The sequence below is a fragment of the Phycicoccus sp. Soil748 genome (assembly GCF_001428025.1).
Classification (GTDB): Bacteria; Actinomycetota; Actinomycetes; order Actinomycetales; family Dermatophilaceae; genus Pedococcus.
The window spans coordinates 64,079-77,720 of sequence record NZ_LMSC01000006.1 but is presented as its reverse complement, the minus strand read 5'-3'; the positions used below and the strand labels follow the sequence as shown (position 1 = coordinate 77,720).

The following is a 13,642-nucleotide window of genomic DNA, read 5'->3' as shown; positions in this document are numbered from 1 at the left end:
GGCCGAGCCCCTTGAGCATCTGCGTCGCCGCCGGGCGGATGTCGAGCTCCTCCCAGGTGATGTCGAGGGACTCCATGAGGTGGACGGCGTTGGCCTTCGTACCGTCGCTGGTGGCGAACCCCGGCATGGTGAAGCCGATGATGTCCGTCCGCGGCCGCTCGAGTCGGTCCATCGCCTTGGCCGCCACGATGAGCGCGTGGGTCGAGTCGAGCCCACCGCTGACGCCGATGACGATCTTGGGCTGCCAGGTGTCGGTGCTCATCGCCCGCAGCCGCTGCTCGAGGCCGGAGACCTGGATGTTGTAGGCCTCGTAGCAGTCGAGCGCGAGCCTCGCCTCGTCGTCGGGGACGAAGGGGAAGCGATCGACCTTGCGTCGCAGGCCGATGTCACCGCTGGGGGGCTTGAGCGCGAAGGCCAGCGTGCGGAAGTCCACGCCGTCCGCGGCGTCGACCCGCTCGGTACGCCGGTTGTCGTCGAAGGAGCCCGTGCGCTGCCGCTCCTGGCGCAGCCGGTCGACGTCCACGTCGACCACGGTCGCCTGCGCGGTGGCGGGGAAGCGCTCGGTCTCGCCGAGCAGGTCGCCGAGCTCGTAGACCATGGTCATGCCGTCCCACGAGAGGTCGGTGCTCGACTCGCCCAGGCTCGCGGCGGCGTACAGGTAGGCGGCGAGGCAGCGCGAGCTGGCCGAGCGGGCCATGAGGTGCCGGTCCTCGGCGCGGCCCACGGTGATCGGCGACGCGGACAGGTTGAGCAGCACCGTCGCCCCGGCGAGCGCGGCCTTGGCGCTGGGCGGCACGGGGACCCACATGTCCTCGCAGATCTCGACGTGGACGGTCAGGCCCGGCACGTCCTCGGCCTCGAACAACAGGTCCGGGCCGAAGGGCAGGTCGCCGTCCTCGTCGGCTCCCGGCCAGTGCGGCGCGTGGAACCAGTCGCTGCGGGTGTCGTCGCCGGGCGCGAAGTGGCGCTTCTCGTAGAACTCGCGGTAGTTGGGGAGGTTGGACTTCGGCACGACGCCGAGGACCTCGCCGCGGTGGATGACGACGGCGCAGTTGAAGAGCCGGTTGCCGTGGCGCAGCGGCGCACCGACGACGACCACCGGCAGGAGTGACCTGGTCGCCGCGGCCACGGTCAGCACGGCACGGTCGACGGCGTCGAGCAGCACGTCCTGCAGGAGCAGGTCGTCGATGGCGTAGCCCGACAGCGTCAGCTCGGGGAACAGGGCCACCGCCACCCCGTCGTCGTGCAGCAGCCGCACCTGCTCCACGACGGCCTCGGCGTTGGCCGCCGGGTCGGCCGCGGAGACGGGCAGCGTGCAGGCGGCGACCCGGGCGAACCCGTGCCGGTAGGCGGAGCGGAAGTCCCCGTGTTCCATGGCCCGAGTCTGTCAGAGCACCGACGCGTTGGTACGGCGCGCGGGGTGCGGCAGCATGGGGCGATGACGTACGACCTCCAGCGGTTCACGACGGCTCAGGACTCCGACGACACGTATGCGCGCGCGCTCGCCGAGCTGCGCGCGGGCTCCAAGCGGAGCCACTGGATGTGGTTCGTCTTCCCGCAGGTCGCCGGCCTCGGCAGGAGCGAGACCGCGCGGTTCTACGCCGTCGACGGCCTCGGGGAGGCCCGCGCCTACCTCGCCGACCCGGTGCTGGGGCCGCGGCTGCTCGAGTGCGCGATGGCGCTGACGTCGCTCGAGGAGACTGATCCCGTCGCGGTGCTCGGCGGCATCGACGCCCAGAAGCTGCGGTCGTCGATGACGCTGTTCGCGCAGGCCGCCGAACACGACCAGGACCGGTCCGTCTTCCAGGCGGTGCTCGACCAGTACTTCGCCGGCTCGCCCGACCCGCAGACCCTGGTCCGCCTCACACCCTGACGGACAGCGAGACCCCTGAGGGTCCCCTCAGTCAGCGGTCGACGAGGGAGTCACGCACCTGCCTGCGCAGGACCTTGCCGATGAGGGAGCGCGGGAGCTCCTCGACCGCGACGACCCGTCGCGGCACCTTGTAGGCAGCCAGGTGAGCGCGGCAGTGCTCCCGGATCCCGTCGGTGTCCAGGCCCGTCCCGGGCGTGAGCTGCACGGCCGCGACCNGGCGCAGGACCGCCTCGACCTCCGAGGGCATGACGTTGAACCCGCCGGTGATGATGATCTCCTTGAGGCGGTCCACGATCGAGACGAAGCCATCGGCGTCGACCTCGACGATGTCACCCGTTCGGAACCAGCCGTCCCCGATGAGCGCCTTTCGCGTCTCGTCCGGCTTCTCCCAGTAGCCGCCGAACACCTGCGGCCCGCGGATGAGGAGCTCGCCGCGCTCACCGGGCGCCCGGTCGCGCGTCGTGTCGTCGGGGTCGACGACGCGGATCTCGGTGTTGGGAAAGGGAACGCCGATCGCGCCGGCCCGTCGGTCGCGGCCGAGCGGGTTGCCGATGGCCACGGGCGACGTCTCGGTGAGGCCGTAGCCCTCGATGAGCAGGCCACCGGTGACGCGCTCCCAGAGCTCGAGGGTGCTGGCCGGGAGGGACATGGCGCCCGAGATGGCGAAGCGCACGGAGCTGAGGTCGACGCCCCGTTCCCGGGCCGCCCGGGCCAGGCGCTCGTAGATGGGCGGCACGGCTGGAAGGAACGTCGGCGGGTGCTTGCGCGCTGCGGCGAGCACGAGGTCGACGTCGAACCGGGGAAAGAGCACGAGCCGGGCGCCGATGCTGAGCGCGAAGGTGAGGCAGAGCGTGAGGCCGTAGGCGTGGAACATCGGCAGCACCGCGTAGATCACCTCTCGACCATCGACGAGCCCGGGCACCCACGCCCGGCCCTGTGCCGCGTTGGTGCGCAGGTTGCGGTGCGTGAGCATGGCGCCCTTCGGCACGCCGGTCGTGCCGCTCGTGTACTGGATGACCGCGAGGTCGGTCGCTCCCGGCCGGGGGTGGCCGTCGGCGAGCTCGCCGTGCGAGAGCAGGGCCTGCCACGGGACCGTGCCCGGGGCGGGAGCGGTCAACGCAGCGCGTGACGCACGCGCTTTCGGCACCGGCAACCTGAGGGCCAGCCGCGTGGCTCGCGGCATGGCCCGGGTGAGGTCCACCGAGATGATCGTGTCGACGCTTCCCGACCCCCTGACGAGGTGTACCGCCTTGTCCCACACGACGGCGACGGTCGCCCGGTGGTCGCCGAGCTGGTGCGCCATCTCCGGCGCGGTGTACAGGGGGTTGTGCTCGACCACGACGGCGCCGAGTCGCAGGACGGCGTGGAAGGCCACGATGTGCTGGGGACAGTTGGGCAGGACGAGCGCCACGCGGTCCCCGGCGACGACGCCGAGCTGGCGCAGTCCCTCGGCTGCGGCCCGCACCTGGGCGGCCAAGGTCGCGAACGTCGTCTCGGCGCCGAAGAACTCGAGGGCGACCTTGCCGTCGAAGCGTGCGACCGACACCTCGAACAGGTCCACGAGAGAGGCGTCTGCCACGTCGATGTCGGCAGGCACTCCGTCTGCATAGTGCTTGACCCAGGTGCGCTCGATGCCGTCGGTCATGTGCGCCTGCCTTCGTGGCGTCCCGCCGCGGACTGCGGCTGGCGCCAGTATGACGGCCGAGGACACGGGCGCGACGGGAACTCCAGCGTCTCCGCTTCGCTGCGGCGCCTCCCAGCTCCACGGGACCGGCCGCCACATGACGAAGGACCCCCGGCCTGCATGGGGGTCCTTCGTTCCTTCGCGTGCGCGAGGGGGGATTTGAACCCCCACGCCCTTTCGGACACTGGCACCTGAAGCCAGCGCGTCTGCCGTTCCGCCACTCGCGCGCGGTGATCAGTGTGCTGTATCGGCACCCCGAACTCCAAACCGACCCCCCGGGCAACGCCGGACCCGCCGCCACGACGCCGCGCGTGCGCACACCGCGCCCAGTCGCGCCCGTTACGATCGGGGCCACCACCAGTGCGCCAGCCGCGTCGTCCACCGTAAGGAGCGGGCCTTGGGACTGTTCGACCGTGTCGAGCAACGCCTCGAACGTGCCGTCAACGGTGCCTTCGCGCGCGCCTTCAAGTCCGAGGTGCAGCCCGTCGAGATCGCCAGCGCCATCCGCCGCGCCATGGACGACCGTGCCGCGATCCTCGGGCCCGGCCGCACGATCGTGCCCAACCTCTACACCGTGGAGCTCTCCGACACCGACTACGACCGGCTCGGCGGGTATGACGAGGAGCTCGAGAACGAGCTCATCGCGGCGGCGCAGGAGCACGCGGAGTCGCAGCGCTACCAGCCCGGCGGCCCGTTGCAGGTGTCGTTCGCGAGTGCCAACGACCTCGAGACCGGGGTCTTCCGGCTCCGCACCTCCACGGCCCGCCGCCCCGGCGACGCGTCCGGCGGAGCAGCTGCCGCCGCGAGCGCCCCGCCCGTCGCGCCGCCCGTCGCACCCCCCCTCGCTTCTCCCCCAGTACCGGGCGCCCGCCACGTCGACGACGACGGCCTCGAGGCCACCCAGGCCCAGGCACCGGTCGCACCCCCGGCCCCGCCGCGGCGCGTCAACCCGGCCGACCGTCCCTGGCTCGACGTCGACGGCGAGCGCTACCCGCTCATGGGCGCGATCACCGTCCTCGGGCGTGACGACGCGGCCGACATCGTCCTCGACGACCCCGGCATCTCCCGTCGCCACAGTGAGATCCGCGTGACCAACGACGGCCCGCACCTCGTGGCCAGCATCCGCGACCTCGGCTCGACCAACGGCACGTTCGTCAACAGCGAGCGCATCAGCAGCCAGCGCCTCTCCGACGGCGACCGCGTCACGGTGGGCCGCACGTCCGTCACCTACCGCGCCGGGAAGCGGTGACGGCGCTGCAATGAGTGAGCTCACCCTGACGATCATCCGCCTCGGACTGCTCGTCCTTCTGTGGATCTTCGTGTTCAGCGTCGTCGGCGTCCTGCGCGGCGACATCTACGGCACGCGTGTCGTCAGCCGTACCCCGCGCAAGCCCACCCCGCCCAAGCGCCAGCCGGCCCGCGCCGCGACTGCGCCGTCCGCGACTCCGACACCGGCGGCCGCCCCCAAGGGCCGGTCGCGCGGCCGCCAGCCGTCGGCACCCCGCACGCTCGTGGTCACCCAGGGCGCGCTCACCGGCACCAGCCTGCCGCTGCGGGAGGCCGGGACGGTCATCGGCCGCAACCCCGAGTGCGCCCTGGTGCTCGACGACGACTTCGCCAGCGGACGCCACGCCCGCATCTTCAGCCGCGACGGCGCCTGGTTCGTGGAGGACCTCGGCTCCACCAACGGCACCTACCTCGGTGGCGAGCGCCTGACCGGGCCCGTCCGTGTGGAGTCCGGCACCACCCTGCGGATCGGCAAGACCGTCATCGAGCTGCGGAAGTAGGCAGCCGCCCCATGCCCTTCGCGTTCAACTACGCCGCCCGCTCCGACGTCGGGATGGTGCGTTCGGAGAACCAGGACTCCGGCTACGCCGGGCCCCGGCTCCTCGCGATGGCCGACGGCATGGGCGGCCACGCCGGGGGTGACATCGCGTCCTCCGTGGTGATCGGCGCGCTGGCCGACCTCGACGGCGAGGCGCTGGGCAGCGCGGAGGCGAGCCGCGCACTGCTGCAACGGATCACGTCGGCCAACGACGAGCTCGCCGACATGGTCAAGGCCGACCCGAGCCTGCACGGCATGGGCACGACGCTCATCGCGATCCTTCGCTCGCACAACAAGCTCGTCCTCGCCCACATCGGCGACTCGCGCGCCTTTCTGGCCCGCGACGGGCAGCTCACGCAGATCACCAAGGACCACTCGTTCGTCCAGACCCTCGTCGACGAGGGTCGCATCACCGCCGACGAGGCGGTCGGGCACCCGCAGCGCTCGCTGGTCACCCGCGTGCTCACCGGCCAGTCCGACGACGAGCCCGACATCACCGTGCGCGAGGCCCGCATGGGCGACCGCTACATGATCGCCTCCGACGGCCTCACCGACTACGTCGCGCCCGACACCATCGCCGACGTCGTCACGGCCGGCGACCCGCCCGGGCCCACGGCGCAGCGCCTGGTCGACCTCGCCCTGAAGGCCGGGGCTCCCGACAACGTCACCATCGTCATCGGCGACGTCGTCGACCTCACCAAGGCCGAGGCCCCGCCGACCCAGCCGCAGGTGGTCGGCGCGGCCTCGACGCGCACCAAGAGCACCCGCGCCATACCGGTCACCCCTGCGGCCAAGGCCGCGGCCCTGGCTCGCGAGGCCGCCGGCGACGACGACGACGTCGTGCTCGCCGAGGAGGGGCCCTCGGGCCCCGGCCGCTGGTGGCGCCGCGTGGTCGTGCTGGCGCTGGTGCTCGTCGTCCTCGGGGGGGGCGCGTACGCCGCGTACGCCTGGACCCAGGGTCAGTACTTCGTCGGCGCCGACGGCGGGAAGGTCGCCATCTACCAGGGCGTCTCGCAGGACCTCGGCCCCGTGACGCTCTCGCACGTCGAGGAGCCGTCCGACATCGCGGTCACCGACCTGCCCGACTTCTACCGCGCCCAGGTCGAGTCCACCATCGCCAAGGGCACGCTGCGCGACGCCCAGGCCCTCGTCGCCGAGCTGCGGATCGAGGCGTCCCGCTGCGCCGTCAGCAGGGCCACGGGCGGGACGTGCTCCTCCGACGGCAGCGCCGGCACGCCGACGCCGTCGACCACGACGTCCACCACGACGTCCACCACGACGTCCACCACCGCCACGAGCGGCCCGTCCGCGTCGGCCACCACCTCGCCCGCCAGCCCGACCAGCACGCCATGACGACCATCTCGAGCCTCGCCCCCCGCACCCGCCGCAACGTCGAGCTGGTGCTCCTGCTGCTGGCCGTCGGCATCGTCGTGCTCGCCTACGTCAACGTGTCGCTGGCGATGAGCGGCAGCTTCCCGCCCGGCCTGACCACCCAGGTCGCCGGCCTGCTCGTGCTCGCGGGCGGCTTCCACCTCCTGCTGCGCTGGAAGGCCTCCTACGCCGACCCGCTGCTGCTGCCCATCGTCACACTGCTCAACGGGCTCGGCCTGGTCATGATCCACCGCCTCGACCTCGCGCACGGCAAGACGCTCGGCGAGGGGCTGGCCCTCAAGCAGCTGACGTGGAGCGCGCTGTCGGTCGCCATCGCCGCCGGGGTGATGTGGTTCCTGCGCGACCACCGGGTCCTGCGCCGCTACACCTTCACCGCCGCCGTCGCCGCGTTCGTCCTTCTCATCCTCCCCCTCGTGCCCGGCATCGGCCGCTCCGTCTACGGCTCACGCATCTGGATCGGCCTGGGGCCGTTCACGTTCCAGCCCGGCGAGGTCGCCAAGATCCTGCTCGCGGTCTTCTTCGCCGGCTACCTCGTGCAGACCCGCGACGCCCTGTCGCTGGCCGGGCGCAAGGTGCTGGGCCTCACCCTCCCGCGCGGGCGCGACCTCGGCCCGATCCTGCTGGCGTGGGTGCTGTCGCTCGGCGTGCTGGTGTTCGAGACCGACCTCGGCTCGTCCCTGCTGCTGTTCGGGCTGTTCGTGGCCATGCTCTACGTCGCCACCGAGCGGATCTCGTGGATCGCGATCGGCATGACGCTCTTCTGCGCCGGCGCCTACGTCGCCTACCTCATCTTCGGCCACGTCCAGGAGCGCGTGCACCTGTGGCTCGACCCGTTCGCGCCCGGCCAGTCCGACCAGGTCGCCAAGGGCCTGATGGGTATGGCGTCCGGTGGCCTCCTCGGCACCGGCCTGGGTCGCGGTCGCCCCGACCTCACCTACTTCGCGGAGTCGGACTTCATCATCCCCAGCTTCGGCGAGGAGATCGGCCTCATCGGGCTGTTCGCCCTGCTCATGCTCTACGTGCTGCTCGTCGAGCGCGGCCTGCGCACCGCGCTCGGGGTGCGCGACGGCTTCGGCAAGCTGCTCGCCGGCGGCCTGGCGTTCTCGGTGGCGCTGCAGTGCTTCGTGGTCGTCGGCGGCGTCACCCGCGTCATCCCCCTCACCGGCCTCACCATGCCGTTCCTGTCCTACGGAGGCTCCTCCCTGCTGGCCAACTGGACGCTCGTCGCCCTGCTGCTGCGCATCAGCGACCAGGCCCGCCGGCCGATCGCCGAGGTGCCGGTGACGGGGTCCTCCGCCGGTGAGGCCAGGACCGAAGTGGTGGCGGTGCGATGAACGCCCCCCTGCGCCGCCTGTCGATGGTCGTCGCGCTGCTCTTCAGCGCGCTGCTCATCTCCTCGACGATGATCCAGTTCGTCGACGCCCAGGCCCTGCAGAACCGGCCGGACAACCGCCGGACCCTGCTCGCGACGTACGCCCGCGAGCGCGGCCAGGTCCTCGTGGGGGGCACCCCCGTCGCCAAGTCGGTCGCCTCCAAGGACGAGCTGAAGTGGCTGCGCACCTACCCCCAGGGCAAGCTCTACGCGCACGTCACCGGCTTCTACTCCTTCACGTACGGCGCGGGCGGCGGCGTCGAGGGCGCGGAGAACAGCCTGCTGTCCGGGTCCTCCGACAAGCTCTTCTACCGCCGCGTCACCGACATCCTCACCGGCCGTGACCAGACCGGCGCCAGCCTCGAGCTGACCATCAACGCCAAGGCGCAGGCCGCGGCCGAGAAGGCGCTCGGCGGCCAGCGGGGCGCGGTCGTGGCCCTCGACCCCAGCACCGGTGCGGTGCTCGCCCTCGTGAGCCACCCCTCGTACGACCCCTCGGCGCTGAGCAGCCACGACACCAACGCCGTCGTCAAGGCGTGGAAGGACCTCAACGCCGACCCGACGCGGCCGATGGTCGACCGTGCCATCGCCGGCAACCTCTACCCGCCGGGGTCGACGTTCAAGATCGTCACCTCCGCCGCGGCGCTGGAGTCGGGGAAGTTCACCGAGGAGAGCCTGCTGCCCGGCCCCGCGGTGCTCGACCTGCCGCTCACCGCGACCCCCCTGCCCAACGACGACCGACAGCCCTGCGGCCCCAACGACAAGGTGACCCTCAAGCGTGCCCTCGAGATCTCGTGCAACACCGCGTTCGGCTGGCTGGGCATGGACCTCGGCGCCGACGCCTTCCGGGCCCAGGCGGCGAAGTTCGGCCTCGGCGACCGCCTGAGCATCCCCATGAACGTCACCCCCAGCTCGGTCCCCGCCGAGCTCAACGCCCCCCAGCTCGCACAGTCGGCCATCGGCCAGTACGACGTGCGCGTCACCCCCCTGCAGGTGGCCATGATCGCCGCAGCCGTGGCCAACCGTGGCGTCGTCATGCGCCCCTACCTCGTCAAGAAGGTCACCTCCTCCGACCTCGAGACCATCGACGAGACCCAGCCCGAGCAGCTGTCGCAGGCGGTCTCGGCGCAGACGGCCGCCGCCCTGACGCGGATGATGCAGGGCGTCGTCCAGAGCGGCACCGGCACCGCCGCGCAGATCAGCGGGGTCGACGTGGCCGGCAAGACCGGTACGGCGCAGCACGAGAAGGGCAAGCCCCCGCACGCCTGGTTCACCTCCTTCGCGCCCGCGTCGGACGCGAAGGTCGCGGTCGCGGTCGTGGTCGAGGACGGCGGCACCGCGGGCAACGAGGCCGCCGGTGGCCGGGTCGCGGCGCCCATCGCCAAGTCGGTCATGGAGGCGGTGATCGGCAAGTGAGTCCCGCTCAGGGCGACGTCCTCGCCGGCCGCTACCTGCTCACCGAGTCCATCGCGACCGGCGGCATGGGCGAGGTGTGGAAGGCCCACGACCAGACCCTCGACCGCGACGTGGCCGTCAAGGTGCTGCGCCCCGACAGCGCCGAGGACGAAGCCTTCGCCGAGCGCTTCCGCGCCGAGGCCAGGCACTCCGGCGGCCTCAGCCACCCCAACATCGGCACCGTCCACGACTACGGCGAGGACGACGGCACGGCCTTCCTGGTCATGGAGCTGCTGTCCGGCGAGCCCCTGTCGGCCCTCATCCGCTCGCGCGCTCCCATGCCGCAGGACGAGGTCACCGAGATCCTCTACCAGGCGGCGATCGCCCTGCAGGCGGCCCACGACGCCGGCGTCGTGCACCGCGACGTCAAGCCGGCCAACATCGTGGTCGACGACGACGGCTACGCCAAGCTCACCGACTTCGGTATCGCGCGCGCGCTCAGCGAGGCGCCGATGACCCAGACCGGCGAGGTGCTGGGCACGCCCCACTACCTCGCGCCCGAGCAGGCCCAGGGTCGGCCGGCCGGCCCGCTCAGCGACGTCTACGCCCTGGCCGTCGTGGGGTACGAGATGCTCACCGGCCAGCGACCCTTCAACGGCGAGTCGATGGTGACCACGGCGCTGGCCCACATCAGCCAGCCCGCGCCGCAGCTGTCCGACGAGGTCGGGGAGCCGCTGCGCACCACCGTCATGGCGGCCCTCGCCAAGGACCCGTCCCAGCGACCGAGCAGCGCCGGTGCGTTCGCCGAGGCACTGCGACTGCCCGCCGGCGAGGTGCCCCAGCACCTCGTGGCCGGCGCGCGGTCCGCCGTGACCCCAGTCATCGCGGGGGTCCCCGCGGGGCTCGCGGCCGACCAGACCCTGCCGACCTCGGTCTTCCTCACGCCCCAGCCCGACGGGTCGACCCACGACGCGCCCTCCCTGGGTGAGACGACCGTGCAGCACGACACCCGGCGCCCGGCCTGGATGCTGCCGGTCCTGGGCGCCGTGGTCCTGCTCGCCCTCGTCGTGGTGCTGGTCCTCTCCACCCGCGGGTCGGCCGCCGGCTCCCCGGCGCCCACGTCCTCACCGACGAACCCGGTCGCCACCACGACCTCCCGCGCGACACCGGCCACGACCACACGTACCTCCGCCTCCCGCACCACCACCGCCCGCCCGACTTCGACCAAGGCCGCGGCGAGTGCCCCGGCCGCCAAGCCGGCTCCCAAGCCGGCGCCGGCACACCACCCGCACCACACGAAGGGCAAGGGCAGGAAGGGCGGCAAGCCATGACCACGCCACGGCTGCTCGGCGGTCGCTACGAGGTCGGCAAGCTCCTCGGCAGGGGCGGCATGGCCGAGGTGCACCTGGGCCACGACACCCGGCTCTCCCGTCCGGTGGCGATCAAGCTGCTGCGCTCGGACCTCGCCCGCGACCCCTCCTTCCTCGCCCGCTTCCGCCGTGAGGCCCAGTCGGCGGCCGGGCTCAACCACGCCAGCATCGTCGCCGTCTACGACTCCGGCGAGGACCGCGTCACCGAGTCCGGCGGCGCCTCGGTGCCGGTGCCCTTCATCGTCATGGAGTACGTCGAGGGCCAGACCCTGCGCGAGCTGCTCAACACCCGCTCGCCGCTCGACCCCGCCGAGGCCGCCCGCATCACCGAGGGCATCCTCGACGCCCTCGCCTACAGCCACCGCATGGGCATCGTGCACCGCGACATCAAGCCCGCCAACGTCATGATCGGCGCCCGCGGCGAGATCAAGGTGATGGACTTCGGCATCGCCCGGGCCGTCGCCGACGCCAACGCCACGATGACCCAGACGCAGGCCGTCATCGGCACCGCGCAGTACCTCTCGCCCGAACAGGCGCAGGGTCACCACGTCGACGCCCGCTCCGACCTCTACTCGACCGGCTGCCTGCTGTTCGAGCTGGTGACCGGGCGCCCGCCGTTCCAGGCCGACTCCCCTGTGGCCATCGCCTACCAGCACGTCGGGCAGGCGGCGCCTCGTCCCTCGAGCTTCAACCCCGAGGTCAGCCCGGCGCTCGACGCCGTCATCCTCCACGCGCTGGTCAAGGACCGCGAGGGGCGCTACCAGGACGCCACCGCCTTCCGCGCCGACCTGCAGGCCGCCCGCCTGGGTCGGCCCATCAGCGACGCCGCCCGCGGGACCGCGGGCCGAGGTGGCGAGGCCACGGTGGCACTGGGCGCGATCGGGGGCGCCGCGGCCGCCACCACCGTGCTTCCCACCGGTGTCGCCGCCGCCGACCCGCCCAACGGTGCCAACACCGCCACCCTCCCGGCGATCGGCCACGACCCCGACGAGGAGCCGCGCCGACGTCGCGGACTGGCCTACGTCCTGCTCGTGCTCGCGGTGGTCGGGGCGCTCGTGCTCCTCGGGCTGGCCGGCAGGTCGCTGCTCAACCGGCCGCCTCAGGGCACCACCAACGTCGCCGTGCCGTCGGTGGTCGACAAGCCGGTCGAGACCGCGGAGGCCGAGATCAGGGCCGTCGGGCTCGTGCCCGAGTCGACCGACGTGGCCAGCACCAAGGAGGTCGGCCACGTCGTCGAGCAGAGCCCGGGGGCCGAGGAGATGGTGCCCAGGGGCAGCCGCGTCGCCCTGAGCATCTCCGCCGGGCCCGACACCGTCGAGCTGCCCGACCTCACCGACTACAGCGAGGACGAGGCCCGCACCGCGCTGGCCAACCTCAACCTCAAGGTCGGGGCGACCAAGCTCGTCGACGACTCGGGTCTCGACCAGGGCAAGGTCGTCTCGACCAACCCCGAGAAGGGCACCTCGGTCGCCGTGGGCTCCGCCGTGTCACTCGACCTGTCGTCCGGCAAGATCACCGCCGTCGACGTCGTGGGCAAGTCCCGCAGCGACGCCGCGCAGCTCCTCGGCGACCGCGGGTTCCGCATCAAGACGGTCTACGTCGAGAGCTCGGAGACCGAGGACTCGGTCGTCAAGCAGAGCATCAAGTCGGGCACCAAGGTCGACGACGGCACCGAGATCACCCTCACCGTGGCCCAGCCGCCGAAGCCGACGCCCACCACGGCGACAACCACGACCCCGCCGACGACCACGACCACGACGCCCCCGACGTCCACGACGACTCCGCCGCCGAGCACCACCGTCCTGCCCCCGATCACGACCCCGTAGGGAGCGTCCGCCGAGTCCGTGGGTACGCCGGGGTCAGGCTGGCCCCCTACGGTGCGGCGACCGCCCGGGCGACGCCCTCGGCGTCGCGGACCAGCGGGCTGAGGCCGGCCGACCGCTCGACGGCGTCGGCGAGGCCGCACAGGAGCAGCCAGTTCGCGAGGATCCGGTGACCGCCCTCGGTCAGCACGCTCTCGGGGTGGAACTGCACCCCGTGCAGCGGCAGGTCGCGGTGGCGGACGGCCATGACGATGCCCGACTCGGTGTGCCCGTTGGCGACCAGCGTCTCGGGCAGGGTCGGCGGGTCGATCGTCAGCGAGTGGTAGCGGGTCGCGGTGAAAGGGCTGGCCAGTCCCTCGAGCACCCCGCTGTCGTCGTGGAGCACCCGCGAGGTCTTCCCGTGCAGCAGCTCGGGGGCCCGGCCCACGGTGGCGCCGCAGACGACGCCGAGGGCCTGGTGGCCCAGGCACACCCCGAGCATGGGCTGGACGCGCCCGGCGCAGGCCTCGATCATGGCCATCGACACCCCGGCGCCCTCCGGCGTCCCCGGTCCGGGGGAGACCAGGACACCGTCGAACTCGGCGCCGTCGGCCGGCGACACCGCGTCGTTGCGCACCACCACGGTGTCGGCACCGAGCTGCTGGAGGTAGCCGACGATGGTGAAGACGAAGCTGTCGTAGTTGTCGACGACGAGGATGCGCGTCATCGCCGGACCCCCGGCGCCACCAGGGCGGAGGCGCCCGTCGACGGGTCGACCGTGTTGTCGTTGAAGGGCATCAGCGGTGCGACGTGCGGGAACAGCCACAGGAAGCAGAAGGCGACCACGGCCAGGACCAGCACGAGCGCGAGCAGCACCCGCACTGCGAGGGGACCGGGCAGGGCGCGCCAGATGGCGGCGTAGATCATGC

12 protein-coding genes and 1 tRNA gene are annotated in these 13,642 nt (G+C 72.4%); 8 read left to right on the top strand and 5 right to left on the bottom strand.

Features of this window, described 5'->3' with window-relative positions:
* The coding region (locus tag ASG70_RS19845; protein WP_235531352.1) for an NAD(+) synthase at window positions 1-1,375 on the bottom strand (1,375 nt) is incomplete at its 3' end.
* Window positions 1,376-1,438: 63 nt separating this feature from the next.
* Here ASG70_RS19845 and ASG70_RS05325 point away from each other — a divergent pair.
* The gene (locus ASG70_RS05325; protein ID WP_056882826.1) at window positions 1,439-1,873 is read left to right on the top strand and encodes a DUF1810 domain-containing protein; all 435 of its coding nucleotides are present in this window, start codon (window positions 1,439-1,441) and stop codon (window positions 1,871-1,873) included.
* Between the two features lie 216 nt (window positions 1,874-2,089).
* Here the strand turns inward: ASG70_RS05325 and ASG70_RS20305 are convergent.
* Both ASG70_RS20305 and ASG70_RS05315 read right to left on the bottom strand, forming a co-directional pair.
* Window positions 2,090-3,518: AMP-binding protein (locus ASG70_RS20305; RefSeq protein ID WP_369818874.1), on the bottom strand; the 1,429-nt coding region annotated here is incomplete at its 3' end.
* Between the two features lie 183 nt (window positions 3,519-3,701).
* Window positions 3,702-3,784 (bottom strand) — tRNA-Leu (locus ASG70_RS05315).
* Window positions 3,785-3,954: 170 nt separating this feature from the next.
* On the opposite strand from ASG70_RS05315, the gene ASG70_RS05310 reads away from it, so the two are divergent.
* From ASG70_RS05310 to pknB, 7 genes are read left to right on the top strand one after another with little or no spacing between them, the layout of a single operon-like run.
* On the top strand, window positions 3,955-4,806 hold the full coding sequence (locus ASG70_RS05310) for a DUF3662 and FHA domain-containing protein (RefSeq protein ID WP_056882824.1): 852 nt from the start codon (window positions 3,955-3,957) through the stop codon (window positions 4,804-4,806).
* A 10-nt stretch (window positions 4,807-4,816) separates the two neighbouring features.
* Window positions 4,817-5,344 carry an FHA domain-containing protein gene (locus ASG70_RS05305; RefSeq protein ID WP_056882823.1) on the top strand — a complete coding sequence of 176 codons (528 nt, stop codon included), beginning with the start codon at window positions 4,817-4,819 and terminating at the stop codon, window positions 5,342-5,344.
* 11 nt (window positions 5,345-5,355) lie between these two features.
* Complete coding sequence (locus ASG70_RS05300; RefSeq protein WP_056882822.1) at window positions 5,356-6,735, top strand: PP2C family serine/threonine-protein phosphatase; 1,380 nt, start codon at window positions 5,356-5,358, stop codon at window positions 6,733-6,735.
* Window positions 6,732-8,108 (top strand): FtsW/RodA/SpoVE family cell cycle protein, encoded by a 1,377-nt coding sequence (locus tag ASG70_RS05295; protein WP_056883223.1) that lies wholly within the window; start codon window positions 6,732-6,734, stop codon window positions 8,106-8,108. Before ASG70_RS05300 ends, ASG70_RS05295 begins: the two co-directional genes overlap by 4 nt.
* Window positions 8,105-9,562 (top strand): penicillin-binding protein 2, encoded by a 1,458-nt coding sequence (locus tag ASG70_RS05290; protein ID WP_056882821.1) that lies wholly within the window; start codon window positions 8,105-8,107, stop codon window positions 9,560-9,562. The genes ASG70_RS05295 and ASG70_RS05290 overlap by 4 nt, the downstream gene beginning before the upstream one ends.
* Entirely contained in the window at window positions 9,559-10,872 is a 1,314-nt protein-coding gene (locus ASG70_RS05285; protein WP_235531351.1) for a serine/threonine-protein kinase, read from the top strand. The genes ASG70_RS05290 and ASG70_RS05285 overlap by 4 nt, the downstream gene beginning before the upstream one ends.
* Window positions 10,869-12,737, top strand: a complete 1,869-nt coding sequence (gene pknB / locus ASG70_RS05280) for a Stk1 family PASTA domain-containing Ser/Thr kinase (RefSeq protein ID WP_056882820.1) — start codon at window positions 10,869-10,871, stop codon at window positions 12,735-12,737. The genes ASG70_RS05285 and pknB overlap by 4 nt, the downstream gene beginning before the upstream one ends.
* A 46-nt stretch (window positions 12,738-12,783) precedes the next feature.
* Here pknB and ASG70_RS05275 read toward each other — a convergent pair whose 3' ends face one another.
* Together ASG70_RS05275 and ASG70_RS05270 are read right to left on the bottom strand one after the other, a co-directional pair.
* Window positions 12,784-13,440 carry an aminodeoxychorismate/anthranilate synthase component II gene (locus tag ASG70_RS05275; RefSeq protein ID WP_056882819.1) on the bottom strand — a complete coding sequence of 219 codons (657 nt, stop codon included), beginning with the start codon at window positions 13,438-13,440 and terminating at the stop codon, window positions 12,784-12,786.
* Window positions 13,437-13,640 (bottom strand): hypothetical protein, encoded by a 204-nt coding sequence (locus ASG70_RS05270; RefSeq protein WP_369818873.1) that lies wholly within the window; start codon window positions 13,638-13,640, stop codon window positions 13,437-13,439. The genes ASG70_RS05275 and ASG70_RS05270 overlap by 4 nt, the downstream gene beginning before the upstream one ends.
* Between the last annotated feature and the right edge of the window lie 2 nt (window positions 13,641-13,642).